The organism is Agrobacterium tumefaciens (assembly GCF_013337285.1).
Classification (GTDB): Bacteria; Pseudomonadota; Alphaproteobacteria; order Rhizobiales; family Rhizobiaceae; genus Agrobacterium; species Agrobacterium burrii.
Window position 1 is genome coordinate 186,851 of sequence record NZ_SUPW01000006.1, and the last position, 23,918, is coordinate 210,768.

Below are 23,918 nucleotides of genomic sequence, written 5' to 3' on the forward strand. Positions count from 1 at the left end.
TCACATTCCCGTTGTTGGCGATTGTGAAAGGGGTCGCACAATCCGGCGGTAACAGGTGCGCCAATTTTCGGGATCGTTAAAAGTCGAGCGGTTTGTTTCATTTGAACTCAAACCGGCAGCGATAGGTCATGTCCTCAGGAGATGGACATGACCTATTTCAACAAATTGCTGCAGGCATGTTTTGTTCTGACCGTTGCCGGTCTGCTTTCACCGGCAGAGGCTTCGCCTTCGATGGTGACGGGCGCAATCACCTCGCAGCCGGTGGGGCATTACGAATTCTGCCAGCGGCATTCGGCCGAGTGCCAGCCCGTGAAGGCCATGCCACCGCTTCATCTCACGCCCGACAACTGGAAAACCATGGTTTCGGTCAACAGCGCGGTCAATGTCGAAATCGACCAGCGTTCCGATATGGAAGTATGGGGTTACGAGGACTATTGGGAATATCCCTATAAGGGCGCTGGCGATTGCGACGACCTCGTGCTGGAAAAGCGCAAGCGGCTGATGAATATCGGTCTGCCGGCCTCCAACCTGCTGATCACCGTCGTCCGCGACGAGCGGGGGGATGGCCATGCCGTGCTCACGGTGAGGACGGATCGCGGTGATTTCATCCTCGATAATATGAAGCCGACAATCCTTCGCTGGGACGAAACGCACTATAGCTATCTCAAGCGTCAATCCACCGAAAATGCCGGTCGCTGGGTGGATATTGATGGCTCGGGTTCGCCGGCCATCGCTGCGCGGGAGGTCGACCGTGGCACCGCGATACCCGCGACCACCACCCGCCGCAACATCATCGATCTGTTCAGGAACCGCTGAAGCGGTTTCACACCTTCAATGCCCCAGTTCCGAGACCGATACCCGTTTCTTCATCGAAGAGGTGCATATCGGACGGGTTGATATCGAGGCCTATGACCTCGCCGGCCTTGACTTCGCTGCGTCCCTGCATCGCGATGACCAGTTCTGTGGATGTTCCTGTTGTGAGGAACGTGGCTGAGCCGGTGGTTTCCACGGCGGAAACAGGCAGTGTCAATGCCGCTCCATTTGCAGTTGTGGGCCTTATATGTTCCGGCCTGATGCCGACGATCACATGTTTGCCCGGCGGCAGGGCGGCTGGATTGCTGATCGGCTGCTGCGGCTCACCTTCGCCGAACTGCAGCAGAAGTGAAGCGCCGTCCTGGCTGACGGTGGCCGGTATGAAATTCATGGCGGGCGAGCCGATGAAGCCGGCCACGAAGCGGTTGACGGGGCGATCGTATAGTTCCAGCGGCGTGCCCTGCTGCTCGATGATGCCATCGCGCATGACGACGACATGGTCGGCCATGGTCATCGCTTCGATCTGGTCATGGGTGACATAGACAGAGGTTGCGTGCAGGCGGTCGTGCAGCGCGCGGATTTCCTTGCGCATATGGACGCGCAGCGCCGCATCGAGATTGGAAAGCGGCTCATCGAACAGGAAGGCCTGCGGATTGCGGATGATCGCCCGGCTCATGGCCACGCGCTGGCGCTGGCCGCCGGAAAGTTCACGCGGATAACGCTTCATCAGCTTGGAAAGTCCGGTCGTCGCGGCAACCTCTTCCGCCGCCTTGCGCGCCTCGGCCTTGGCGACGCCGCGCATGCGCAGTGAATAGGTGAGGTTTTCCTCCACCGTCATATGCGGGTAGAGCGCATAGGACTGGAACACCATGGCCACATCGCGCTTGCGCGGCGGCACGCCGTTCATGAGCGAGCCGGCAATGCGCATGTCGCCGGCCGATATGGTTTCCAGCCCGGCGAGTGAACGCAAAAGGGTGGATTTGCCGCAGCCAGAGGGGCCGACAAGTGCGACAAAGGTGCCTTTCTTGATGGAAAGGTCGATGTTTTTCAGGGCATGGAAGGCGCCGTAATATTTGTTGACGCCGGAAAGTTCTATCTGAAGGGTCATTTGAGTGCTCCTGAGGTCAGGCCGGATACGATGCGGCGCTGCAAGAGAATGAAGAGGGCGAGAATGGGCGTCACATACATGGTCGCATAGGCCATGATGTTGTTCCATTCGCTGGTATTGGGGCCCATGAAGGAATTGAGGCCGACGCTGGCGGGCTGCAATTCGGCCGCCTGTATCATCGATTTCGAATAGACGAATTCGCCGAAGGCCTGCATGAAGATGAGGATGGCGCTGACGAGAATGCCGTTTCTGGCAAGCGGCAGCACGATGTTGAAAAATGCGCCGACGCGGGAATTGCCGTCCACCAGCGCCGCCTCTTCCAGCTCCTGCGGCACGGCCATGAAGGTGGCGCGCACCAGGACGACGAAGAAGGGCATGCTTTTCGCCGCAATGGCGAGGATGACCGACAGGCGCGGATAATCCAGAAGCCCGAATTGCGAGAAGCCGACGAAGATCGGTGTGATCATCAGCGATGCTGGCAGAACCTGGAGCATGAGGATGAGGAACAGACCGATATCCACCCAGACATTGCGATAGCGGGCCAGCACATAGGCGCAACCGACACCGAGAATGGTGATCAACAGCACGGCGCCGGAGGCGATCAGCACCGAATTCCAGAGATATCGGCCCATGTTGCGGCTTTGCCAGACATAGGAATAGGTCTGCCATTGCGGGTCTGTAGGCCAGAAACCGGGTGGATTGGCGAACATCTCCGAGCCGCTTTTAAGCGAGGTCAGATACATCCAGTAAAGCGGGAAGAGATAGATGATGGCGAGCACGATGGCGATTGCCAGCATCAGACGGTTGCGGTTGGTGGTGCTCATCCGCGCACCTCATGTCGTGTGGAACGCACATAAACGATGGAAGCCAGCATGACGAAAACGATCATGATGACGGAGATCGTCGCGCCCTTGCCGAAATCATATTGTCGGAACGACAGGTCCCAGGCCCAATATTGCGCCACGTTGGAACTGTTGTTCGGCCCGCCATCGGTAATGGCGGCGAAAAGATCGAATTGTTGCAGGGTGAAGATCAGCCCGAGCGAGACGATCGCGCCGATGGTGGAGCGCATCATCGGCAGGGTGATGGTGTAGAAGCGCTGCCAGGCATTGGCGCCATCAAGCTCCGCCGCTTCGTAAAGATCGCCGGGGATTGAGGCGAGGCCGACGGAAAGCAGGATCATGTTGAAGGAGGTGCCGAGCCAGATATTGGCGATGACGACGGCCCAGAGCGAAAAATTCGCATCCGAACGCCAGAAGATATTGCCTGAAATCAGACCGCTCTCCCGCAGGAAGAAATTCAGCACGCCGAAGTCGCCGGACAGGATCCAGTTCCAGATGGCGCCGACGACGAGGCCGGGCATGACCCAGGACACGAGGAACAGGCCGCGCAGCCAGGTGGCGCCGGGAAAATTCACCCAGAAGAACAGCGCCAGCCCAAAGCCGATGGCGAATTGTCCGGCAATCGAGGCGACCACGAAAGTGACGGTGTTCATCAGGATCGGCAGGGTCTCCGGCTGCCGGAACAGATCGACGTAATTCTTGAAGCCAACGAATGGGCGCACGAAGGTGCCCAGGCTGAACATGTCAACTTCCTGAAAGCTCATGACAATGTTGTAGAGCAGCGGCAGACCCGCCATGACGAACAGGAAACTTAAAGGCAGGGCGACAAGGACAATGTCGAAACCGCGACCGTCACTGACGCTGGAAAACAGTTTTTTCATGAAACATCCTCGCAAGCTCCGCTTGGGGCCGCCGCCGCATTTTGCGACAGGCGACCCCACCGGGAGGAACCCTGCGGATGGGCGTCGGATATTCCGCTCGCCCGTCCATTCAATCAGCCTTCGACCAGCTTTATCTTTTCAGCGGCCTGATCGAGCGCGGCTTTTGGCGTCATCTGTCCCGACAGGGCGCCCTGGATAGCGTCCTGAATGGCCTTGGAAATCTTCGGCCATTCGGGTGAGGGGCCGCGCGGCTGCGCATATTTCAGCTGCTCGACAAAGGTCTTCAGCGCCTCATCCTTCAACGCATTGCCGGTTGGCGGTACGGGAACATCCGAGCGCGCCGGCAATTGGCCGAAATTCTTGAACATGTCCTTGTCCTGCGATGCGAAGAATTCGATGGCCTTGAAGGCTTCTTCGGGATGTTTGGTCTTGGAGAAGATCGCCCAGTTATAGTCGCCCATGGCCGAAGACCGGGGGGCGTCGGGTGTAGGCACCGGCAGCAAGGCAACACCCCAGTCGAACTTGGCGTCCTTCAGCATGCGGTCGATTTCCCACGGGCCGGAAATGACCATGGCGGCATTGCCGGCGTTGAAGGTGGCGGTGGAATCCCACTGGCTGCGCGTCAGCGTATCCGGTGATGCGAGCTTTTCATCCAGCATCAGTTTCCAGGTATCGAGCGCCTTCACGGCACCCTCGGTATTGATGTTCTTGTAGGTCGCGCCCGCCATCTGCGCCCAGGGCAGGAACTGGAAGGTGCCTTCCTCATTCGCCTTGGCGCTGAAGCTGATGCCATAGACGTTCTTTGAAGGGTTGGTCAGCTTGCGGGCCGCTTCCACCAGCTCGTCCCAGGTCTGCGGCGGTTTTGCCGCATCGAGCCCTGCGCCCTTGAACAGGTCCTTGTTGTAATAAAGCGCAATCGTATTCGTCGCCTTCGGCACGCCGAAATATTTGCCGTCCCACATCACCGATTTCAGCGGCCCGGGAAAATAGTTTTCGGTCTTGATGACATCCGACTTGGCGATCATGTCCGTCACGTCAAGAAAGGCGCCGCGGGCGGCGAACATGGCGTGGTTGGGGTTGTCGATGGCGATGATATCGGGGGCATTGCCGGTCGAATAGGCGCGCATCGCTTCGCTCACCACATCGTCGAACTGCAATTGCCGATATTCGATCTTGATGCCATTATTGAGCTTGTTGAACTCGTTTATGAGGTTCGGCGCCGGCTGGATATCACGATCCAGCGACCACAAGGTCAACGTCACGTCCTCCGCGTGGGCGGCAATTGCGCCGGCGGATACGCCCGCCAGCACAAACGCGCTGGCCATCATGCATTTCGCGATACCCATAATCTCCTCCTTTTGGTTATCGTCGCTGCAGTTTTCGGAAATCTTCTCCCCAAAGGTTTCCGTTATGTCGGGTCGACGACAAAATCGCCGCCGCGGCAATGTTTCAGATAGTTCAGGCCGTGCACCTGGCCCGTCATTTCCAGCGCATCGCGATAGACGGGGTCATGCCAGCCTTCGATGTCGATCGAGCCAGACCAGCCGGCAAGGCGCAGCTCGGAAATGATATCCGTCCAGTTGCTGTCGCCAAAGCCCGGCGTGCGCATGAAGACGAACTTCTCCTTGCCGAAAATGCCGTGCTCGCGAATGACGTCCCAGCGGATGGTCGCGTCCTTGCCGTGCACGTGGAAAATCTTGTCCGCCCATTTGCGGATCTGCGGCAGCGGATCGATGAGATAGACCATCTGGTGGCAGGGTTCCCATTCGATGCCGATATTGTCATCCGGGGTTTCGTTGAAGATCAGTTCCCAGGCATCAGGGTTATGGGCGATGTTCCAGTCGCCGGTCTGCCAGTTGCCGTCCATGGCGCAGTTTTCAAAGGCGATCTTCACGCCCTTGTCGGCGGCGCGTTTTGCAAGCTCGCTCCAGATTTCCTTATATCTTGGCAGGCTTTCAGGTAGGGGCTTGCCACGCAGCCGGCCGGTGAAACCGGCAACGCAGGTGGCGCCGAAATGATGGGCGTTGTCGATGCAGTCTTTCCAGCCCTGCAATGTCTCAAGGTCGATCTCGGTTTCTTCCAGCGGATTGCCGAACATGCCGAGCGTGCTGATGGTGATGTCGCGCTCGCCGATGGCGTCACGGCAGCGCTTGCCGAGTTCGGCAAGGTCCTGACCGTTGGTCGTCTGCCAGAAGAACGGCTCAAAGCTTTCAAAGCCAAGATCGGCTATCTGGCCGATGCGCTCAGCCGCCTGTCCTTTGCTGGCGCTGACCATGGTGCCGATGCGGATGGATTTTGCCGGATTGCTCACGTCTTTCAGTCCTTATGCTGCAATGGAAACACGCTGGCCGAGGCGGGCGCTTTCGATCGCGCCGATCACCATGGCAAGGCTGTTGATGTTGTCGAAAGAGGCTGTCTCCGGCATCCGGCCGGTGCGGATGGATTCGAGGAACGAGAGAATGACGCTGGCGTGGCCGCGTGTATCTTGTTCAGAAATGGCATCGGAAACGTTTACGGTCGCAGATCCTCGCAACAGACCCTGTTCATCACCCGCTACGGAAGCCGAAAAACCGTCTTCTCCATCCCAGAGAATCATTCCCTTCGAGCCGATCAGCCGCCAACGGGCTTCCCAGCTGGTTCTTTCACCCTCGGCGCACCAGGAGCCTCGATAGGTGAAGACCACATCGTTGGAGAATTCGAAAATGGCATTGGCGCTTGCCCCGTGGGCATACCAGGAACCGGCCGGGTTCTTTTCCACGCAAAAGACGGCGAGGGGCTTCTCATTGGCGACAAAACGGGCGGCATCAAAGGTATGGATCGCCATGTCGAGAAGCAGGACGTTCTTCATCTCCTCACGGAAGCCACCGAAATGAGGGCCAAGGAAAAAATCACAATGGATGGCCGTCAAATCGCCAATGATGCCGTCTTCCACGGCGCGTCGTAGCCGCCGGATACCAGCCACGAACCGCCGATTTTGCACCACCGCGTGGACTTTACCCGCTTTTTTGGCCAATTCCACAAGGGTGGCAGCCTCTTCCATCGATGCCGCAAGCGGCTTTTCGCTGAGCACATGGCACCCGGCCTCAAGGCCTGCCGCGACCACCGCAAAGCGCGCCTGCGGGATGACGACGTCAAATAGAATGTCTGCTTTTGTTTGCGCGAGCACCGCACGGAGATCGGTGCCGATGACCGCGTCCGCCAGCCCGAATTCTTCTGCCAGCGCGCGGGCTGTGCTCTCGTTCAGATCAACCAGTCCGGCGATCCTGATCGCGCCGGCGATTTCCGGCGTGGATTGAATGGCGCGCAGCCAGCCCTTGGCCATGGCTCCGCACCCGCATAAAACGGCGTTGAATGTCATCTCATCTCCCCGGACTCTTTCGCAAACTCCTCTTTGCGCAGAGCGTCGTAAACGTTTACGAGACTATGACGATGATGTTAGATATGTCAAGACCGTTAAGGGGCGTGCCGATGGCGCGTCCGGTTTGGGAGGGGAGTGCATGAAAGGAATCCGTCAGCTTGCCGATTATCTGGAGATATCGATAGGCACCGTTTCCCGTGCCCTGAACGGTAAGCCCGATGTGAACGAGGAAACGCGCCGCCGCGTTCTGGAAGCGGCGGAAAAGCTTGGTTATGTCGCCAATCAATCGGGCCGCAGCCTGCGGCAAGGGACCACTAATGTCATCGGCCTGATGACCGGCAGTGACGCGCAGACAGTGGAAAATTCAGACAACTTCTTCATGGGCGTTACGGATGGCCTGCAAAGCGTGTTTTCCGGCCATAATCTCGATCTCATCGTCCTGCCCTGTCCGGGGGAGGAAGATCCTGACGAATATCTGAAGCGCATGGTGGCGCGCCGCATGGTTGACGCGATGATCATTTCCTCGACCCGTCGGATCGACAAGCGTGTTGATTTCCTGAAACAGACGCGTCTGCCCTTCGTCGCTCTGGGCCGCACCTCGTCCAGCACGGACCATGCCTGGATCGATCTCGATTTCGAAGGCGTGGCGAAAAGCGCCGTCAACCGGCTGGTGGCGGCAGGTCATCGCACCATTGCGGTGGCGGCAGCCGATAACGACATCAACCTCGGTTATGTCTTTCTGGAGGCCTATAAACGCGCCCTCGAGGAAAACGGCATAACATACGATCCGTCTCTGGTTATCCGCACAAAATCGAGCGAGCAGGGTGGATATCACGCCGCCAGCGAGTGGCTTCAGATGCGCCCACGACCGACGGCCATCGTGCTGATCTATGAGTTGATGGCGGTCGGTCTTTACCGGCGGCTTGCCGAAGTCGGCCTCAAACCGGGGCGTGATCTGGCCGTCATCGGCTTTCGTGATGGTCCACGCGGCCAGTTTCTGGAACCGCGCCTGACCAGTTTTCGCATGTCCCTGCATGAGCTTGGCGTAACGGTCGCCCAGACGCTTTTATCGACCATGCCGGCCTTTGCGCCCTTCTATCCCGATCAGGCCCGCCATTGCATCTGGCCGATGCTGCTTGTGGCGGGAGAGAGTGACCTTGCACCTTAGGCGCCAGCTCCAGAGCATCAGGAGCGGCGGCTCGCCTCTATGTCAGAGTTTGTAGTCTTGAATGCTCACGACGCCGAACGGATTAAATTTGTAACTATCGTCCTCATACCGCCTGTCATTGGACAGGGCGGCATGATGAGCCGTTACGGTCGTTTCCACACCATCGCGCGCCATCTGATCGGCGATATCGTCCATCAGCGCGGCGATCTTTAATTGCTCCGGATTGGTTGACGGCAGGTTTTCGTCTTTCCGGATAAAGCTCACTTCAATATCAGGCAGCCCGACCAGATGAAATCCGACGCTTGCCATGCCGTTGGCATCGTCGCCGATCGGTCGGCGTGCGAAAGCGAGACGGCAGGTTCTGGCGAGCGCCAGCAAATCACCTGACGCGGCGTCGCTGCGCGACTGTTCGAAAAGCTCTTTCCAGCGCCGCGCTCCATGCGCGACGCCCGCGCTTTCGCCTTTGACGGCGATGGCGCCGTGGTCAAGCATATGTTGCACGAACTGCAAGGCCGTGGCGGATGTCATGACCGCGTTTTTCGCGTCCATCGACGGGCCGAGCACATAAAGAACCGAGCCATGTCCAGCGACAGCCTCTTCGTCAGCCTCCTGATAGGTGTCCGGGTCTACACGGTCCCAGCAGACATTGAAGGATCGCTCCATCCGCTCGTCCGCTTCATCCTGCGAATATTCCTCATCGAGACTGAAATCAGCGGCAAATGTGCCGATTGCGGTGCGGGCGTTCTGCTGGAGTGCCGCCAGACCGTTTTCCGCTCCGAGGAAACACAGAACATGCCGGGGTTTGTATTCGGACCGGGATTCGGCAAAGGCCGATGATTTGCTTGCTGCTTTGCCGAGGGATGGCGCCCCCAGAACGAGACCGCCCAAAAATGCGAGAACACCGCGACGCCCTGAATTCATCCGCTACCCCCAAATGGCTCCGTCAACAGGATGGGGGAGTTTTATATCGGTATATTCATGCAGGCTATATGACAGGCGTCTTTTTTATCGTCTCGCAGCTGTCGAGATTGGTCATACTCGCCAAAAGAAAGGTGGCGAAAACGCCTGCGCGTTTCGCCACCACAGTATCGAAGAAGATCGATCGAGATTATTTGGTGGTGTAACCGCCATTGACCAGAATGGTCTGCCCCGTCATCCACCAACCGTCGGTAACGAGAAAGCGGATATAGGGAACGATGTCCTCGATATCGGTAAGGCCGGTCTTCGAGAAGCCGGAGAGTGCCGCGGCGCTCTTGTGATAGGCCTGTGCATCCGGCTTCTCCTGACCGTAGAAAAACGGTGTGTCCATCGGTCCGGGACCGATCGCCGTCACCGAGACGCCACGTTCGCCGAATTCCTTGGCGGCGGCACGGGTGAAGTGTTCCACTGGCGCCTTTGTGCCGGCATAGCTGGCGTAAAATGGCGTGAAAGCCCCCAGCAGGGAGGTAACGAGGGTGCAGATCTTGCCATTGTCATTGACGTGGCGGCCAGCCTGCTGGAGGAAAAAGAAGGCCGACTTGGCGTTGACGGCGGTCATCTCGTCATATTCGGCTTCCGATGTTTCGAGGATCGGTTTCTTCAGGACCTTACCGACCGTGTTGATGGCGATATCCGGCCGGCCGATGGCGGCGACGGCATCGGCAAACAATTTTTCGACCGCACCTGCCGTGGTGAGATCGGCCTGGAGGGCAACGGCCTGCGCGCCGGCTGCCTTCATGGCCGCCACGGTTGCGTCGGCATCGGCCTTTGTGGCGGGGCTGTTATAGTGGATGGCGATTGCGCCTGCGCCCTGGCTGGCGAAATCGCGTGCGATCAGCCCGCCGAGGTTTTTCGCGCCGCCGGCGATGATGACTGTTTTACCTTTGATGGAATGGTCGGTCATGGGGTTGGCCTCCTGCCGGTGCGCAGCCATGCTTGCTGCGCTTTCATGCCGTAAAGATATCGTCTAGAATTGCGCAATAAAGACTGTCATTCTGACATGACTTGTCAGAAAATCCGCACAGTGAAGGATGTCCATTGGATCGCGTCGACCTGTTCCGTATCTTTGCGCGTGTCGTAGACTGCGCGAGTTTCACGCGGGCCGCCGATACGCTCGGCATTCCGCGCTCCTCGGTTTCGGCGGCGGTGCAGGAGCTGGAGGCGCGCGTTGGTGCACGCCTGCTCAACCGCACCACGCGCAAGGTCTCTCCAACCGAGGATGGGTCGGCTTTTTACGAGCGGTGCCAGCGGCTGATCGCCGATGTCGAAGATGCGGAAAACCTGTTCCGGCAAAGCGCGGCGCAACCCTCGGGGCGGCTGCGGATCGATGTGCCGGGCCGGATCGGTCGGTTGGTCATCGCACCCGCCTTGCCGGAATTTCTCGACCTTTACCCGCAGATCGACATCAGTCTCGGCGTGACGGACCGGGCCGTCGATCTGGTGGAGGACAATATCGATTGCGTGCTGCGCGTCGGTGCGCTCAGCGATTCCGGCCTCATCGCAAGGCCGATCGGCAAGCTGCCGCTGATCAATGTCGCAAGCCCCGTCTATCTGAAGCGTCACGGCACGCCGCAGCTTCCCCATGATCTTTCCCGCCACTGGGCCGTCAACTACGCGTCGCCCTCCAGCGGGCGTGTGGAAAACTGGGAGTGGCTCGAAGGCGAGGCGCTGCATTCGGTTTCCATGCGCGGCCGCGTCACCGTCAACAATGCCGAGGCCTACATCGCCTGCTGTCTGGCCGGTCTCGGCTTGATCCAGATACCTGCTTATGATGTCAGGCCGCACCTCGAGAGCGGTGAACTGGTCGAGATCATGCCTGCCCATCGGGCTGAACCGATGCCGATGACGCTGCTTTATCCGCATCGCCGGCATCTGTCGCGGCGATTGCAGGTCTTTGCGGACTGGCTGGAAGCTCTGTTACGGCGGCAGCTTCTCTAGGTCTCTCCACTGCCCGCATCCGCGTCCTCTCCTCGAGAGGTTTGCCACCCTGGAAAGTGGCAACTGACCTCGTCTCAAGATTGATGCATGGCGGCGGGGGCGCCGCCATGCAATGCCGCTTTGGTCAGATGTAATGCAGCTGACGTTCGGCGACGGTGAGGGTGACGTGCTGGCCGGGCGGCGGGTAAAGCGCGTCCTGGGCGCTTGCATGTTCGACCTTGAGCGCCACGCCGGCCGCATCCAGCTGGTAACGGACGGTGGGGCCGACGATGCTGATGTCTTTCACCTCGGCAGTAAAGGCCACGCCAGTTCCGTCCGGCGCGTTGCCGATCGTGAAGGCGTGTGGCGGGATGATGCAGGTCCGCTCGAAGCGGTTGCCGGTGATGCGCGACATGTCTTCGGCGGTGATGATGTTGGCGTCACCGATGAAACCGGCGACGAACAGGTCGGCCGGCCGGTAATAAAGCTCCTGCGGTGACGCTGTCTGGGCGATGCGGCCGGCATTCATCACCGATATGCGGTCACCCAGCGACAGGGCCTCGTCCTGATCATGGGTGACGAGGATGCTGGTAAGGCCGCTTTCGCGCTGGATGCGTTTCAACTCATCGCGCAGACGCTTGCGGATCTGGGCATCGAGTGCGGAAAGTGGTTCGTCCAGCAAAAGCAGCTTGGGTTCGAGCACAAGCGCGCGGGCAAGCGCCACGCGCTGTTTCTGGCCGCCGGAGAGTTGATGCGGCCGCCGGTCGGCGCGGTCGCTGAGGGAGACGGTTTCGAGCGCGGCGGAGACCTTGTCGTCGATGATCTTTTTTGCCAGCCGGCGCTGCTCCAGACCGAAGGCGAGGTTCTGCCGCACCGTCATATTGGGAAAAAGCGCATAATGCTGGAACACCATGCCGATGCCGCGATCCTTTGGCGGCAGGGTGTCGATGCGCCGGCCGTCCAGCGTGATAGATCCGGACGAGGGCGAAACGAGGCCGGCGATGGAGCGCAGCAATGTCGTCTTGCCGCAGCCGGACGGCCCCAGCAGCACATGCATCTCACCCCTGTCGATGCCAAGCTCTATGGTGTCGAGAACGGTGGCGTTGCCGTATATGGCGCTGATATTATGGATCGCGAGATGGGTCATGATGCACGCTCCGTTTCCCGGACCATCCGAAAGGCGATCAGGGTAAAGGCAAGGATGAGCAGGAAATAGAGAATGACGATGACGCTGGTGATGCGGCCGCTGAGGCTGCGCTGGGCGAACATGTACATTTGCAGCGTTTCGAAATTGCCGCCGACCAGCATCTTGGCGTAGACGAATTCGCTGAACAGCGTCGCGAAATTCAGCACGATGGCAACCGCAACGGATGGCAGGATGCTGGGCAGGACGACGCGCCGCAGAATGGCAAGATCGCTGGCGCCGATCAGCCGGCCGGCATCCAGAAGCTCGTTGATATCGAGGTTGCGCAGGCCATTCTTCACGGCGATGTAGAACATCGAAAAGCAGAGCGGCACATAGGTCAACACCAGTACCAGCGGTGAGCCGCCGATCTGCAGCGGCGGGGCGGAAAATATCCTGAGATAACCAACCACCAGAATGATGCCGGGTGCGGCATAGGGCAAGATCACGAGCCGTGCGAACCAGCGGTCAAGTGAAGGCCAGTAGATATGGGCGGAAACGACGGCCGGGACGATGATGATCGTCGCGATCGTCAGGGCGGCTGCGGCAACCAGCGTGGAACGCAGCAGGGCCGCATGGAAACGCGGGTCCGATAGGATGGTGACGAAATTATCCGCGGTCAGCCCGGCTGGCAGCAGGGTTCCGGACCAGTCGGTCGCCACCGCATTCAACATCGTTGCCAGTAGCGGCGATATCATGACGAGCGCCATCAGCCATAGAAACAGGCTTGTGCCTTTGAAGCCATGCTGCGTCATCGGCGCTTTTCTCCCGCCAATATCTGGCTTGCGGTGATGGGCACGAGAAGCACGACCAGAAGGCATATGGCGATGGCATTGGCGAGATTGGGATCGGAGAAAATATCACCCGATACCAGTTCGCTGATGCGGATGGTGACGACATTGATGCTTGTGCCGGTCAGAGCGAATGTCGTCGCGAAAGTGCCCATGGCATTGGCGAAGAGCAGAATGGCGATCGCCACCAGTTGCCGCGCGACGGTGGGAAGGCCGACCCTGAGCCAGAACCGCAGCTTGCCGACGCCGATCAGCGCTGCCGCCTCTTCGATATCCTGCCCAACGGCGGCGAGCGCCGGCGTGATCAGTAGTGTGGCCAGCGCCACCTGAAAATAACAATAGGCGATGATGAGCCCGGTAAAAGAATAGACGTTGAAATCGTCTATCAACCCCAGTTCCTTCAGCAAAAGCGTGAACATGCCGTTCAGCCCGAAGAGGAAGATGAGCGCCATGGCCAGCGGCACACCGGAGAAGTTTGCGCCGATATTGGCGAAGGCCATGACGGTGCGGCGGGCACCGCCCGATCTTGCCCGCAGCGCCACTGCCACCAGAAAGCCGAACAGGAGACCTGTCCCCGTGCTGATGAGCGAAATGATCGTCGTTGTTGCAAAGGACTGGAGGTAAAAGGCATCGGTGAGAATGGTGCGGTAATTGGCAAGCGACAGCGCACCGCCGGCAAAAAAACTGTCTTTGACGACGCTCACCAGCGGCCAGATGACGAGAATGGCGATCACGCCCAGAAATGGCGCCGCCAGCAGCCGCATTTTGCGGTTCTGCACGCTCATGCGGACAACAGCCCTTGCGGTACGGGCAGGCCATGATCGGGAATGGCGAGAAGCGTGCAGAGCAGTCCGGCAATATCCGTCTGCGCAAGCTTCGCATCAGCAGCCGGCGTAAAGGCCTCGCCGAAGGTATAAAACGGCACCAGCGCCTCGGTCTCATGCGGCCCGCCGTGATTGCCGTCATCGCTCATGCCGTGATCGCTGGTGACGATGATGCTGCAACCCGCTGCCGCCCAAGCCGGCAGATAACGCGCCAGGAGATCGCCGGCGTTGCGGGCGGCATTGCGATATTCCCGCGAGCTGCCGCCGTGCCTGTGGCCTTCATTGTCGATATTCATCGGGTGGATCAGCAGGAAATCCGGGCTGTGGCGGCGCAGCAGAACATCCGCATCGGCAAAGACATGGTCATCCGGATAATGATCGGCCCAATAAAACGAGCCGTGATGGATGCCGCCGTTGAAATTTTCGATATGGCGGAATTCCGGGGAGAAGGGCGCCTGATTGTAAAGTTCGAAATACCAGTGATAGGCGGAGGCAGCGGTGGTGCGGCCGGCAGCAGTTGCCAGCGAGAAGACATTGGGAAAACGGGAGCGGCGAACAACGCCATTGCTGGTGACGCCATGAACCACCGGCGGCAGCCCGGTCATCAGCGTTTCGTAAAGCGGCCGCGAAATCGACGGTAATTCGCTGCGCACGGTGTGGATGCCGGCCTTTCCGGCCGTTACCAGCCCTTCCATATATCCGAGGCAATCCCTTGCCGTCGCATATCTAAGGCCATCCAGCAGGATGAAGATCGTCTTGTGCATCGATTTTGTCTCGTCTGGTTGTGGTTCGGTTTGCACCGAGCACTTTTTAGCATGTTCCGCGGGCTTGGTGCCCGCGGAACAGTCGTTCGGTTTTTTGGCCGGTTGCCCGATTACATCTTCGGGGCGACGCTGGCGCGCCACAGATTGACCAGCTTGCCGGCGGCCTGGGTCCAGACGGCGGCATTGATCGGACGTGCCTTGGCATATTGTTCCGAAGGCAGCAGGCGTTCCTTCGCCTCGGCCGGCAGGGTGATGCGGTCGACACGGATCGGACGGGCGTAACCATTGGCCAGGTTGATCTGGCCGGCATCGCTGAGGATATATTCGCGCGCCAGCTTGGCGGCGTTGGGCTGCTTGGCGAATTTGTTGATGATGGTGGCGTAACCGCTGGTCACCGAACCGTCGGAAGGAATGACGACCTTGAACTTCTCGCGGCCAACCACATCGCGGTAGTTGAGGGCATTGAAGTCCCACATCGGCGCGACCTGGATTTCGCCCTTTTCCATCGTGGCGGGGTTTGCGCCATTGGCCAGCAGACGGCCTTTTTCCGCCAGCTTGGCGAAGAGGTCGACGCCCGGCTGGAGGTTTTCCTCACCGCCGCCCATGGCGATGGCGGCGGCCAGTACGGCGGCATTGTCCTGCGCACCGGAGCCGACATTGCCGAGCGAGACCTTGTAGTCGCCCTTCAGCAGATCGGCCCAGGAAGCGGGCGGGTTCTTGACATCGGCGGAGATCAGGAAGGCGATGGTGCCGGTGTAACCGATGACCCAATGGCCGTCCTTGTCCTTGGCCCAATCGGGAACCTGGTCCCAGGTCGTGGTCTTGTAGGGCTGGGTGACGCCGCGGGCGACAGCAATCGGGCCGAATTCGAGACCGACATCGCCGATGTCAGCCGTCGCATTGGCGCCTTCATTGGCGAATTTGGCGATTTCCTCGCCGCTGCTCATGTCCGTATCGGCATGTTTCAGGCCGTATTTTTCGGTCAGCTGGTTCCAGGTGTCCTTCCAGTTCGCCCAGCCGTCCGGCATGCCGACGCTGTAGATGGCGCCTTCTTTGCGGGCGGCCGCTTCAAGGGCAGGAACGTCCTGCGCCTGGGCGGTGAGGGGAAGGGAAAAAACGGTGAGAAGGGAAAGGGAGAGGATGGAATTTTTCACGGCGCTTGCTCCTTGGTCTAGACCAGTTGCATGCTCATTATCGGTTCGCTATGACAGGCCAATGACGTTTTCGGCGCGGACACAAATGCGCCCATTATTTTTTCGGCTGCGCAACGAAGGGCGACGATGTTGGGCAAAAAGACGATGAGTGACCGGGATATCGACGCCGGCCGGCGCGGCGGGCTGGAGCAGCAATTGCGTGAGGCCATTGCTGCAGGCGAGGTGGTGAAGGATGGCCGGCTTCTCTCCGAGAGACAATTGATCGAAAGATACACCACCACGCGCATCACCCTGCGCGAGGCGCTTTTCCATCTTGAGATTGACGGGCTGATCTTTCGCGAAAGCCGGCGCGGCTGGTTCGTTTCCGGACCGCGCCTGATCTACAGCCCGCTGCACCGCTCCCACTTCCATCGCATGGCCGCCGAACAGGGGCGCTCCGCCGGAACCCTTCTGGTGGAGGCGGAGGCCGCAGCGCTGCCCGAGGAGCTTGCGCCCCTCATGCGCTGTGCGCCGGGAACGCCGTTCTGGCGCATCCGCAGAAAGCGCAGCATCGACGGCCGGCTGGTGCTTTTCGTCGAGCATTATCTTTCGATGGAGATTTTCCCCGATATCGTGCAGCACGACCTCACCCGGTCACTCACGACGATCTATCAGGACAGTTATGCCATCACCTATGGTCCGGCCTATTTCGAAATCAATCCGGTCGCGTTGCGGGGATATCCGGCTCATCATCTCTGTTGCAGCGAGGGGGCTTACGGTCTGAAAATCACGCGTGTCAATCAGGACCAGCATGGCCGCATCATCGATTGTGATCTCGAATATTGGCGCCATGACGCCATATCGGTGCGGGTCGAAACCGGCCAGCCGGAGCAGCTTTCGGCATGAGGATTTGGCCGATTTTCAGGATTGCGGCAGGAGCACGCCGACGGCGAATTCCTCATCTGTCGCTATGTGGCCGACCTGAGTCTTGCGATATTCACTGGGGCTGAAACCGCGCTCGGCCCGCAAGGTGCGCGAAAGATGTGGGGCATCGCAAAACCCGGTGGCAAGCGCGATCTGGGTGATCGTGTCTCCCGTTTTGCGAAGCAGGGACAAGGCGCGGTCCAGCCGCAGTTCTAGATAGACCTTTGATGGCGTCGCCTTCAGGTCACCAAGAAAACGCCGTTCGAGGCTGCGGCGACCGAGGCCAAGGTCGCGGGCAAGTTCCAGCACGGTTCGCGGCACTTCAATATTCTGCTGCATGCGCAGGATCGCCTTTTTGACCAGTGGGTCGGTGGCCCTGCGCGCGCTCTGCTGGCCTGGTTGCGGTTTTTCACCGCTCAGCGCGCTGTCGATCATCATGATGTTGAGGCTCTTTATGGCGGCGGAGTGGCCAACATGGCGCTCCACGAGGAAGGCCGCCAGATGTGCGGCACCATGGCCGCCCGAACAGGTCAGCCGGTCGCGGTCGATGACGAAGATCTGGTCGGAGACCATCTGCACCGTGTCGAAACGGTCGAGAAAATCCTGATGGTGGAACCAGCTGACGCAGCAGCGATAACCATCGAGCAGACCCGCCTCATGCAGGATGAAAACACCGGTGCACAGCCCCACGATCGGAACGCTTGCCGCTGCGCGGTCTTTCAGGAACCGCAGCGCTTCCTGCGGCAGCGCGCTGTGATCGCTGATCAATCCGCCGACAACGACGATATAGTCGTATTGGGCGGCGTCGATCAGCCGCGTGTCGGGCTGCACCTTCACGCCGCAACTCGATTGCACGTTGGCAAGGCTCGCAGACAGCACCGACCATTCGCAGAGAATTGGCCTTGAGCGATCGGCCTCATCGGCGGCAAGGCGCAACACGTCGACGAAATTCGCAAAGGCTGACAGCGTGAACCGGTCGGCAAGCAGGAAGGCGACGCTGAGGCGTTTTTTGGCGCGATGAGAGGTCATGGCGCAAATATTCACGCAAAGAGACGTGATTGTCCAGCCGGGGCGCGGCAAATGCTCATAGCTTTTGCGACACGAGATTTTCCAACCATTGGGTCCGCTCATGACGCGTTTTAATGCTTTCAATCTTTTGAAGAACGCCGTGACCGGCCATAAGAACTGGGACGAGCAATGGCCCGACAGCCAGCCGAAGGCCGAATATGACGTGGTCATCGTCGGGGCCGGCGGGCACGGTCTGGGTGCTGCCTATTATCTTGCCAGCCAGCACGGCATCACCAATGTCGCTGTCATCGACAAGGGTTGGCTCGGCGGCGGCAATACCGGCCGCAACACCACGATCATCCGCTCCAACTACCTTTATGATGAAAGCGCCCGTCTCTACGACCATTCCGTCGACCTGTGGGAGAACCTCAGCCAGGAACTGAACTACAACGTCATGTATTCAAGGCGCGGCGTGCTGATGCTCGCCCATAACGTCCACGACGTGCAGAGCTTCAAGCGCCATATCCATTCCAACCGTCTGAACGGCGTCGACAATCGCTGGCTCACGACTGAGGAGTGCAAGGAGTATTGTCCACCGCTCAGCATTTCCCCCAATTCGCGTTATCCGGTCATGGGCGGTGCGCTGCAGGAACGAGCCGGCACGGCGCGCCATGATGCCGTCGCCTGGGGTTATGCCCGCGGCGCTGCGGCCCGCGGCGTCGATATCATCCAGAACTGCCCGGTCACCGCCATTCGCCGCAATCCCGATGGCTCGGTTGCCGGTGTCGAGACGGCGAGGGGTTTCATCAAGGCGAAAAAGGTCGCGGTTTCGGCCGCCGGTCATACATCCGTTGTCATGGATACCGCAGGCGTTCGCCTGCCGCTCGAAAGCTATCCGTTGCAGGCGCTGGTGTCCGAGCCGATCAAGCCGATCTTCCCCTGCGTCGTCATGTCGAACGCGGTCCATGCCTATATCAGCCAGTCGGACAAGGGCGAGCTGGTGATCGGTTCGGGTACGGACCAATACACCTCCTATTCGCAGCGCGGCGGCCTGCCGCTGATCGAGCATACGATTGCGGCGATCGTCGAGATTTTCCCGATTTTCAACCGCATGCGGATGCTGCGCAAATGGGGCGGCATCGTTGATGTCACGCCCGATCGCTCGGCCATTCTCGGCAAGACGCCGGTTGACGGGCTTTATGTCAATTGCGGTTGGGGAACGGGCGGTTTCAAGGCCACTCCGGGGGCGGCCCACACCTTCGCCTGGACCATCGCCAAAAACGAACCGCACCCGATCAACGCGCCGTTCACGCTGGAACGTTTCCGCTCCGGCCGCCTGATCGACGAGGCCGCTGCCGCCGCCGTGGCGCACTGAGGATACAACGATGCTTTTGATCCGCTGCCCCTATTGCAATGAAACGCTGCCCGAGGCCGAATTCACCTATGCCGGACAGGCCCATGTTGTCCGCGCCGCCAATCCCTCGTCGCAGACGGATGAGCAATGGGAGGAATTCCTGTTCATCCGTGAAAACGTCAAAGGCCCGCATTTCGAACGCTGGCGGCACCTGCATGGCTGCGGCCGGTTCTTCAACGCCGTGCGCGACACGGTGAGCGACCGGTTCCTCACGACCTACGCCGCCGGCGAACCGCGTCCTCATCTTGCTTCCCTGACGGATGCACCAGTCTCTTCCGAGGTGTCGAAATGAATTCCTATCGCGTTTCCGGCCGTGGCCGGGTGGATGCCAGCCGGTCGGTCAGCTTCACTTTCGATGGCAAGACCTATCGCGGCGTCAAGGGGGACACAGTCGCCTCGGCACTTTTGGCCAACGGCGTACATCTCATGGGCCGCTCGTTCAAATACCACCGCCCGCGCGGCCCTGTTGCGGCGGGTTCCGAGGAGCCGAATGCGCTGATCGGCACCCGTCGCGGCACCGGCCGCTTCGAGCCGAATACCCGCGCCACGGTGCAGGAAATCTGGAACGGGCTGCAAACCAATTCGCAGAACAAATATCCGAGCCTGAAATTCGATATCGGCGCGGTCAACGACATCGCCTATATGCTGTTTTCGGCCGGCTTCTATTACAAGACCTTCATGTGGCCGAAGAGCTTCTGGAACAAGGTTTATGAGCCTTTCATCCGCGCGGCGGCCGGTCTTGGCGTATCCCCGACGGAAGAAGACCCCGATACCTATGCCTCACGCAACCTGCATTGCGACGTGCTGATCGTCGGCGCTGGCCCTGCGGGTCTTGGCGCCGCGCGGGCGGCGGCGGTGGATGGCCTGAAGGTCGTGCTGGTCGATGAAAATGCCGAGGCCGGTGGCACGCTTCTGTCCGAACCGCAGGCGAAGATCGGCGGCCGGCCAGTATGGAACTGGCTGGCGGACGAGCTTGAGGCGCTGAAGGCGCGCGGTGTCAGGATCATGACCCGCACGACGGCGATTGCCTATTACCACCAGAACATGATCGGCCTCTGCGAAAAGCTGACCGACCACCTCGAAGCCCTGCCGAAGGACATGCCGCGCGAACGTCTGTGGCGTGTCCGGGCGCGCCACGTGGTGCTGGCCCAGGGCGCGTTGGAAAAGCCGCTGGTCTTCAACGGCAACGACCGTCCGGGCGTGATGCTGGCGGGTTCCGCCCAGACCTATCTCAACCGTTACGGCGTCAAGGTCGGCAACAGCCCTGTGGTGGTGACGAGCCATGACAGCGCCTGGTATGCGGCCTTTGATCTTCAAGCTGCGGGTGCCCGCGTTCAGGCCATCATCGATACCCGCGCCACGGTGCGCGAGGAACTGGTCAACGAAGCCCGCGCGCTCGGCATTGCCGTGCGGTTGTCGCACACGGTGACGGCGACCTCCGGCCGGCTGCGCGTCAAGTCGGTCCGCGTCAACCCGGTGAATGGCACCACCGTCGGCGCGGGACAGGAAATCGCCTGCGACGCGGTGCTGATGTCTGGCGGCTGGACGCCGTCGCTGCACCTGTTTTCCCACACCCAGGGCAAGCTTGCCTGGGATGACGGGCTGACCACCTTCCTGCCGGCCATGACCAACGAGGATTGCGCGATTGCCGGTGCCGGACGCGGACTTTGGGGCATCGAGGCCGCGCTGAAAGATGGCGCGGAGCAGGGCCGCAAGATCGCCGCAGCGCTCGGCAAGACGGGCGAGGCCAGCGATTATGTGGTGGAGCATGACCGCACCGGCAGCGGCGTTTCGCACACCGAACTGCCGAGCGACCGCGATGCCGGCAAGGCCAAGGCTTTCGTCGATTACCAGAACGACGTGACCGCCAAGGATCTGCGGCTGGCCGTACGCGAGGGCATGCGCTCCATCGAGCACGTCAAGCGCTACACCACCAACGGCATGGCCACCGATCAGGGCAAGATGTCCAACATCAACGGTTTGAATATTGCAGCGGAAGCGCTGGGAAAACGCCAGCCGCAGGTGGGGCTGACCACCTTCCGCCCGCCCTATACGCCGACGACCTTCGGGGCCTTCGCGGGCTATCATCGCGGCGCGCATTTCGAGGTGACGCGCAAGACGCAGATCGACGGCTGGGCGCAAGAGCACGGCGCTGTCTACGAGCCGGTCGGCCAATGGCGTCGCGCTTGGTATTTCCCGAAAGCCGGCGAAGACATGGATGCAGCGGTCGGCCGTGAATGCCGGGCGGTGCGGCAAAGCCTCGGCATTTTCGACGCCTCGACGCTCGGCAAGATCGAGGTTGTCGGGCCGGATGCGGTCGAGTTCATGAACCGCATGTACACCAATCCGTGGTCGAAGCTCGCCCCCGGCCGCTGCCGCTACGGCCTGCTGCTCGGCGATGACGGCTTTATCCGCGACGACGGCGTCATCGGCCGCATGAGCGAGGACCGCTTCCACGTCACCACCACGACAGGCGGCGCGGCACGGGTGCTGAACATGATGGAGGATTACCTCCAGACCGAATGGCCCGATCTCAACGTCTGGCTGACGTCGACCACCGAACAATGGTCTACCATCGCGCTGAACGGCCCGAATGCGGCAAAGCTGCTGGCTCCGCTCGTTGAAGGCGTCGAACTGACGGAAGAGGCTTTCCCGCATATGTCTTGCGCGGAATGCACCGTGGCGGGAATACCGGCGCGGCTGTTCCGGGTGTCCTTCACCGGCGAGATCGGCTTCGAGGTCAACGTGCCGGCCCCTCTCGGCCGCAAGCTTTGGGAAACATTGTGGGAAGCCGGCCAGCAATACGGCATCACCGCTTATGGCACCGAAACCATGCATGTGCTGCGCGCCGAAAAGGGTTACATCATCATCGGTCAGGATACCGACGGCACGGTGACGCCCTATGACGCCGCGATGGGCTGGGCCGTGGGCAAGGCGAAGCCGGATTTCGTCGGCAAGCGCGGCCTTGCCCGCCCCGATCTTGTCGCCAAGGATCGACGTCACCTCGTCGGCCTCTTGACCGAAGACCGGTCGAAGCTGGAAGAGGGCGCGCAGATCGTCTTCGATCCGAAACAGCCAATCCCGATGAAGATGGTGGGGCATGTCACCTCATCCTACCATTCGGATGCGGCCGGCCGGCCGATTGCGCTGGCTCTGGTCGAGGGCGGCCACGAGCGGATGGGCGAGACCGTCTACATTCCGATGCTGGACCGCACGATTGCCGCAAAAATCACCGGGATGGTGTTTGTCGATCCCGAAAACACCCGCCTGAAAATCTGACCCGGAGATGACAATGAACATGCGCGTTTCCTCCCCCATTTCCGGCACGCTGGCCGAAAGCAAAGCGGCCCGGGTCAGCATACTGCCAACGCAGGGGCGGCTGTCGCTGCGGGCGCGCGGCGATCTGACGCTGCTCAGTGCAGCGATTGGTCTGACCTTGCCTGACCGCATAGGCACCCGCGCCGCAGCCGGCGAAAAGCAGGCCGTGCGCCTCGGTCCCGACGAATGGACGATCCTTGCTCCCGAAGGAGAACTCGACGGGCTGAAGGCGGCTTGCGCCAGCGTTTACGCCAGCCACCCGCACAGCCTCGTGGATATTTGTGGGCGAGAAGTCACGCTTCTGATCGAGGGGTGCCAAGCCGCCGAACTGCTGACACTAGGCTGCGCCCGCGATATCGACACCGTTCCGGTGGGCGAAGCGCGCCGCACGATCTTCGACGGCGTGACCGTGGTGCTGTGGCGCGATGGGGAAGACCGTTTCCGCATGGATGTCTGGAACAGTTTCGTACCGCATCTTGGCCATTTGCTTGAAACCGGTTGCAGGGAACTTGCCGCCGAAATTGCCTGAACTCGCCACGGTTTCAAAACTGTCCGAGTGCTGATCCATCAAGGGGAGCAGGATTTTGACCACCTATGTCATGAAAGTCTCGTGCCCGGCACGCAGCGGCATCGTTGCCGCCGTCTCCGGATATCTCGCGCGATCCGGTTGCAACATCAATGACAGTTCGCAATTCACCGATCAGGAGACCGGCCGTTTTTTCATGCGGCTGAGCTTCGTTTCGGAGCAGGGGCTGGGGCGTGACGCTCTCTTTGACGGCTTCGCTCCTGTCGCTGCCGATTTCGACATGGATTACGATTTCCATGATCTCTCTCGCAAAACCAAGGTGGTGATCATGGTGTCACGCTTTGGCCATTGCCTCAACGATCTGCTGTATCGCTCCCGGATCGGTGCCCTGCCGGTGAAGATCGTTGCGGTAGTCTCCAATCATCTCGATTACCAGAAGCAGGTGGTGAACGAGGATATTCCTTTCCACCATATCCGCGTCACGCCGCAGACGAAGCCGGAAGCCGAGGCGGAAATCTTGCAGGTCGTGCATGATGCGGGGGCGGAACTCGTGGTTCTGGCGCGCTACATGCAGGTTCTGTCGGACCGGCTTTGCCAGGAAATGTCGGGCCGCATCATCAACATCCATCATTCCTTCCTGCCGTCGTTCAAGGGCGCCAACCCCTACAAGCAGGCTTATGAACGCGGTGTGCGGCTGATCGGCGCGACTGCCCATTATGTCACCGCCGATCTCGATGAGGGGCCGATCATCGAGCAGGATACGATCCGCGTGACCCATGCCCAAAGCGGCATGGACTACGTCTCGCTTGGCCGCGACGTGGAAAGCCAGGTACTGGCCCGCGCCATCCACGCCCATATTCATCACCGGGTCTTCCTGAACGGCAACCGAACCGTGGTGTTTCCCGCTTCGCCGGGGGAATATGTGTCCGAACGCATGGGATAAGTGCACCGGAACGCGGGAGCGGGCG

Annotated in this window: 23 protein-coding genes; 9 read left to right on the forward strand and 14 right to left on the reverse strand. The window is 60.2% G+C overall.

The window, feature by feature from the left end:
- The first annotated feature begins 147 nt into the window (after nt 1-147).
- The gene (locus FCH38_RS17190; RefSeq protein WP_174374495.1) at nt 148-816 is read left to right on the forward strand and encodes a transglutaminase-like cysteine peptidase; all 669 of its coding nucleotides are present in this window, start codon (nt 148-150) and stop codon (nt 814-816) included.
- A gap of 7 nt (nt 817-823) precedes the next feature.
- Here the strand turns inward: FCH38_RS17190 and FCH38_RS17195 are convergent, their stop codons facing one another.
- From FCH38_RS17195 to FCH38_RS17220, 6 genes are all read right to left on the reverse strand, one after another.
- Entirely contained in the window at nt 824-1,921 is a 1,098-nt protein-coding gene (locus tag FCH38_RS17195; protein WP_174374496.1) for an ABC transporter ATP-binding protein, read from the reverse strand.
- Nucleotides 1,918-2,745 carry a carbohydrate ABC transporter permease gene (locus tag FCH38_RS17200; protein WP_174374497.1) on the reverse strand — a complete coding sequence of 276 codons (828 nt, stop codon included), beginning with the start codon at nt 2,743-2,745 and terminating at the stop codon, nt 1,918-1,920. The genes FCH38_RS17195 and FCH38_RS17200 overlap by 4 nt, the downstream gene beginning before the upstream one ends.
- Nucleotides 2,742-3,644, reverse strand: a complete 903-nt coding sequence (locus tag FCH38_RS17205) for a carbohydrate ABC transporter permease (RefSeq protein WP_149900784.1) — start codon at nt 3,642-3,644, stop codon at nt 2,742-2,744. The genes FCH38_RS17200 and FCH38_RS17205 overlap by 4 nt, the downstream gene beginning before the upstream one ends.
- 113 nt (nt 3,645-3,757) lie before the next feature.
- Nucleotides 3,758-4,990, reverse strand: coding sequence for an ABC transporter substrate-binding protein (locus tag FCH38_RS17210; protein ID WP_174374498.1), 1,233 nt, complete (start codon nt 4,988-4,990; stop codon nt 3,758-3,760).
- 62 nt (nt 4,991-5,052) lie between these two features.
- The gene (locus FCH38_RS17215) at nt 5,053-5,955 is read right to left on the reverse strand and encodes a TIM barrel protein (RefSeq protein ID WP_174374499.1); all 903 of its coding nucleotides are present in this window, start codon (nt 5,953-5,955) and stop codon (nt 5,053-5,055) included.
- Between the two features lie 12 nt (nt 5,956-5,967).
- Complete coding sequence (locus tag FCH38_RS17220) at nt 5,968-7,002, reverse strand: Gfo/Idh/MocA family protein (RefSeq protein ID WP_174374500.1); 1,035 nt, start codon at nt 7,000-7,002, stop codon at nt 5,968-5,970.
- Between the two features lie 139 nt (nt 7,003-7,141).
- On the opposite strand from FCH38_RS17220, the gene FCH38_RS17225 reads away from it, so the two are divergent.
- A complete protein-coding gene (locus FCH38_RS17225) occupies nt 7,142-8,170 on the forward strand; it encodes a LacI family DNA-binding transcriptional regulator (protein WP_149900788.1) in 1,029 nt (342 codons plus the stop codon).
- Nucleotides 8,171-8,212: 42 nt separating this feature from the next.
- Here the strand turns inward: FCH38_RS17225 and FCH38_RS17230 are convergent, their stop codons facing one another.
- Nucleotides 8,213-9,091, reverse strand: a complete 879-nt coding sequence (locus FCH38_RS17230; protein WP_174374501.1) for a hypothetical protein — start codon at nt 9,089-9,091, stop codon at nt 8,213-8,215.
- A gap of 187 nt (nt 9,092-9,278) precedes the next feature.
- Nucleotides 9,279-10,052 (reverse strand): SDR family oxidoreductase, encoded by a 774-nt coding sequence (locus FCH38_RS17235; protein WP_174374502.1) that lies wholly within the window; start codon nt 10,050-10,052, stop codon nt 9,279-9,281.
- A gap of 134 nt (nt 10,053-10,186) precedes the next feature.
- Between FCH38_RS17235 and FCH38_RS17240 the strand changes: the two genes are divergently transcribed.
- The gene (locus FCH38_RS17240) at nt 10,187-11,086 is read left to right on the forward strand and encodes a LysR family transcriptional regulator (RefSeq protein ID WP_174374503.1); all 900 of its coding nucleotides are present in this window, start codon (nt 10,187-10,189) and stop codon (nt 11,084-11,086) included.
- A 124-nt stretch (nt 11,087-11,210) separates the two neighbouring features.
- Here FCH38_RS17240 and FCH38_RS17245 read toward each other — a convergent pair whose 3' ends face one another.
- The 5 genes from FCH38_RS17245 to FCH38_RS17265 form a co-directional block, all read right to left on the reverse strand.
- Nucleotides 11,211-12,212 (reverse strand): ABC transporter ATP-binding protein, encoded by a 1,002-nt coding sequence (locus FCH38_RS17245; RefSeq protein ID WP_153515898.1) that lies wholly within the window; start codon nt 12,210-12,212, stop codon nt 11,211-11,213.
- Complete coding sequence (locus tag FCH38_RS17250; RefSeq protein ID WP_174374504.1) at nt 12,209-13,003, reverse strand: ABC transporter permease; 795 nt, start codon at nt 13,001-13,003, stop codon at nt 12,209-12,211. Before FCH38_RS17250 ends, FCH38_RS17245 begins: the two co-directional genes overlap by 4 nt.
- Nucleotides 13,000-13,824: an ABC transporter permease gene (locus FCH38_RS17255; RefSeq protein ID WP_174374505.1), complete on the reverse strand. Its 825-nt coding sequence runs from the start codon at nt 13,822-13,824 to the stop codon at nt 13,000-13,002. The genes FCH38_RS17250 and FCH38_RS17255 overlap by 4 nt, the downstream gene beginning before the upstream one ends.
- Nucleotides 13,821-14,627, reverse strand: a complete 807-nt coding sequence (locus FCH38_RS17260; RefSeq protein ID WP_174374506.1) for an alkaline phosphatase family protein — start codon at nt 14,625-14,627, stop codon at nt 13,821-13,823. The genes FCH38_RS17255 and FCH38_RS17260 overlap by 4 nt, the downstream gene beginning before the upstream one ends.
- Before the next feature lie 110 nt (nt 14,628-14,737).
- A complete protein-coding gene (locus FCH38_RS17265) occupies nt 14,738-15,781 on the reverse strand; it encodes an ABC transporter substrate-binding protein (protein WP_174374507.1) in 1,044 nt (347 codons plus the stop codon).
- 126 nt (nt 15,782-15,907) lie between these two features.
- Here FCH38_RS17265 and FCH38_RS17270 point away from each other — a divergent pair, with 126 nt between their 5' ends.
- On the forward strand, nt 15,908-16,666 hold the full coding sequence (locus tag FCH38_RS17270; RefSeq protein ID WP_236776636.1) for a UTRA domain-containing protein: 759 nt from the start codon (nt 15,908-15,910) through the stop codon (nt 16,664-16,666).
- 15 nt (nt 16,667-16,681) lie between these two features.
- On the opposite strand, the gene FCH38_RS17275 is transcribed toward FCH38_RS17270, so the two are convergent.
- The gene (locus FCH38_RS17275; protein WP_174374508.1) at nt 16,682-17,713 is read right to left on the reverse strand and encodes a GlxA family transcriptional regulator; all 1,032 of its coding nucleotides are present in this window, start codon (nt 17,711-17,713) and stop codon (nt 16,682-16,684) included.
- Between the two features lie 100 nt (nt 17,714-17,813).
- Between FCH38_RS17275 and FCH38_RS17280 the strand changes: the two genes are divergently transcribed.
- From FCH38_RS17280 to purU, 5 genes are read left to right on the forward strand one after another with little or no spacing between them, the layout of a single operon-like run.
- Nucleotides 17,814-19,067: a sarcosine oxidase subunit beta family protein gene (locus FCH38_RS17280; RefSeq protein ID WP_174374509.1), complete on the forward strand. Its 1,254-nt coding sequence runs from the start codon at nt 17,814-17,816 to the stop codon at nt 19,065-19,067.
- Nucleotides 19,068-19,077: 10 nt separating this feature from the next.
- A complete protein-coding gene (locus tag FCH38_RS17285; protein WP_149900799.1) occupies nt 19,078-19,398 on the forward strand; it encodes a sarcosine oxidase subunit delta in 321 nt (106 codons plus the stop codon).
- Complete coding sequence (locus FCH38_RS17290) at nt 19,395-22,385, forward strand: sarcosine oxidase subunit alpha (protein WP_174374510.1); 2,991 nt, start codon at nt 19,395-19,397, stop codon at nt 22,383-22,385. The genes FCH38_RS17285 and FCH38_RS17290 overlap by 4 nt, the downstream gene beginning before the upstream one ends.
- A 13-nt stretch (nt 22,386-22,398) precedes the next feature.
- Nucleotides 22,399-22,953 (forward strand): sarcosine oxidase subunit gamma family protein, encoded by a 555-nt coding sequence (gene soxG, locus FCH38_RS17295; RefSeq protein ID WP_174374511.1) that lies wholly within the window; start codon nt 22,399-22,401, stop codon nt 22,951-22,953.
- A gap of 55 nt (nt 22,954-23,008) precedes the next feature.
- Entirely contained in the window at nt 23,009-23,893 is an 885-nt protein-coding gene (purU, locus tag FCH38_RS17300) for a formyltetrahydrofolate deformylase (protein WP_153515890.1), read from the forward strand.
- Nucleotides 23,894-23,918 lie beyond the last annotated feature (25 nt).

What these genes read in the sequence shown, in the direction of transcription:
- FCH38_RS17225 (WP_149900788.1), top strand. Translation starts at nt 7,142, where the DNA reads ATGAAAGGAATCCGTCAGCTTGCCGATTATCTGGAGATATCGATAGGC.
- FCH38_RS17190 (WP_174374495.1), top strand. Translation starts at nt 148, where the DNA reads ATGACCTATTTCAACAAATTGCTGCAGGCATGTTTTGTTCTGACCGTT.
- FCH38_RS17285 (WP_149900799.1), top strand. Translation starts at nt 19,078, where the DNA reads ATGCTTTTGATCCGCTGCCCCTATTGCAATGAAACGCTGCCCGAGGCC.
- FCH38_RS17255 (WP_174374505.1), bottom strand. Translation starts at nt 13,824, where the DNA reads ATGAGCGTGCAGAACCGCAAAATGCGGCTGCTGGCGGCGCCATTTCTG.
- FCH38_RS17270 (WP_236776636.1), top strand. Translation starts at nt 15,908, where the DNA reads ATGTTGGGCAAAAAGACGATGAGTGACCGGGATATCGACGCCGGCCGG.
- FCH38_RS17290 (WP_174374510.1), top strand. Translation starts at nt 19,395, where the DNA reads ATGAATTCCTATCGCGTTTCCGGCCGTGGCCGGGTGGATGCCAGCCGG.
- FCH38_RS17250 (WP_174374504.1), bottom strand. Translation starts at nt 13,003, where the DNA reads ATGACGCAGCATGGCTTCAAAGGCACAAGCCTGTTTCTATGGCTGATG.
- FCH38_RS17205 (WP_149900784.1), bottom strand. Translation starts at nt 3,644, where the DNA reads ATGAAAAAACTGTTTTCCAGCGTCAGTGACGGTCGCGGTTTCGACATT.
- FCH38_RS17220 (WP_174374500.1), bottom strand. Translation starts at nt 7,002, where the DNA reads ATGACATTCAACGCCGTTTTATGCGGGTGCGGAGCCATGGCCAAGGGC.
- FCH38_RS17275 (WP_174374508.1), bottom strand. Translation starts at nt 17,713, where the DNA reads ATGACCTCTCATCGCGCCAAAAAACGCCTCAGCGTCGCCTTCCTGCTT.
- FCH38_RS17280 (WP_174374509.1), top strand. Translation starts at nt 17,814, where the DNA reads ATGACGCGTTTTAATGCTTTCAATCTTTTGAAGAACGCCGTGACCGGC.
- FCH38_RS17230 (WP_174374501.1), bottom strand. Translation starts at nt 9,091, where the DNA reads ATGAATTCAGGGCGTCGCGGTGTTCTCGCATTTTTGGGCGGTCTCGTT.
- FCH38_RS17210 (WP_174374498.1), bottom strand. Translation starts at nt 4,990, where the DNA reads ATGGGTATCGCGAAATGCATGATGGCCAGCGCGTTTGTGCTGGCGGGC.
- FCH38_RS17200 (WP_174374497.1), bottom strand. Translation starts at nt 2,745, where the DNA reads ATGAGCACCACCAACCGCAACCGTCTGATGCTGGCAATCGCCATCGTG.
- FCH38_RS17260 (WP_174374506.1), bottom strand. Translation starts at nt 14,627, where the DNA reads ATGCACAAGACGATCTTCATCCTGCTGGATGGCCTTAGATATGCGACG.
- FCH38_RS17195 (WP_174374496.1), bottom strand. Translation starts at nt 1,921, where the DNA reads ATGACCCTTCAGATAGAACTTTCCGGCGTCAACAAATATTACGGCGCC.
- FCH38_RS17245 (WP_153515898.1), bottom strand. Translation starts at nt 12,212, where the DNA reads ATGACCCATCTCGCGATCCATAATATCAGCGCCATATACGGCAACGCC.
- soxG (WP_174374511.1), top strand. Translation starts at nt 22,399, where the DNA reads ATGAACATGCGCGTTTCCTCCCCCATTTCCGGCACGCTGGCCGAAAGC.
- FCH38_RS17235 (WP_174374502.1), bottom strand. Translation starts at nt 10,052, where the DNA reads ATGACCGACCATTCCATCAAAGGTAAAACAGTCATCATCGCCGGCGGC.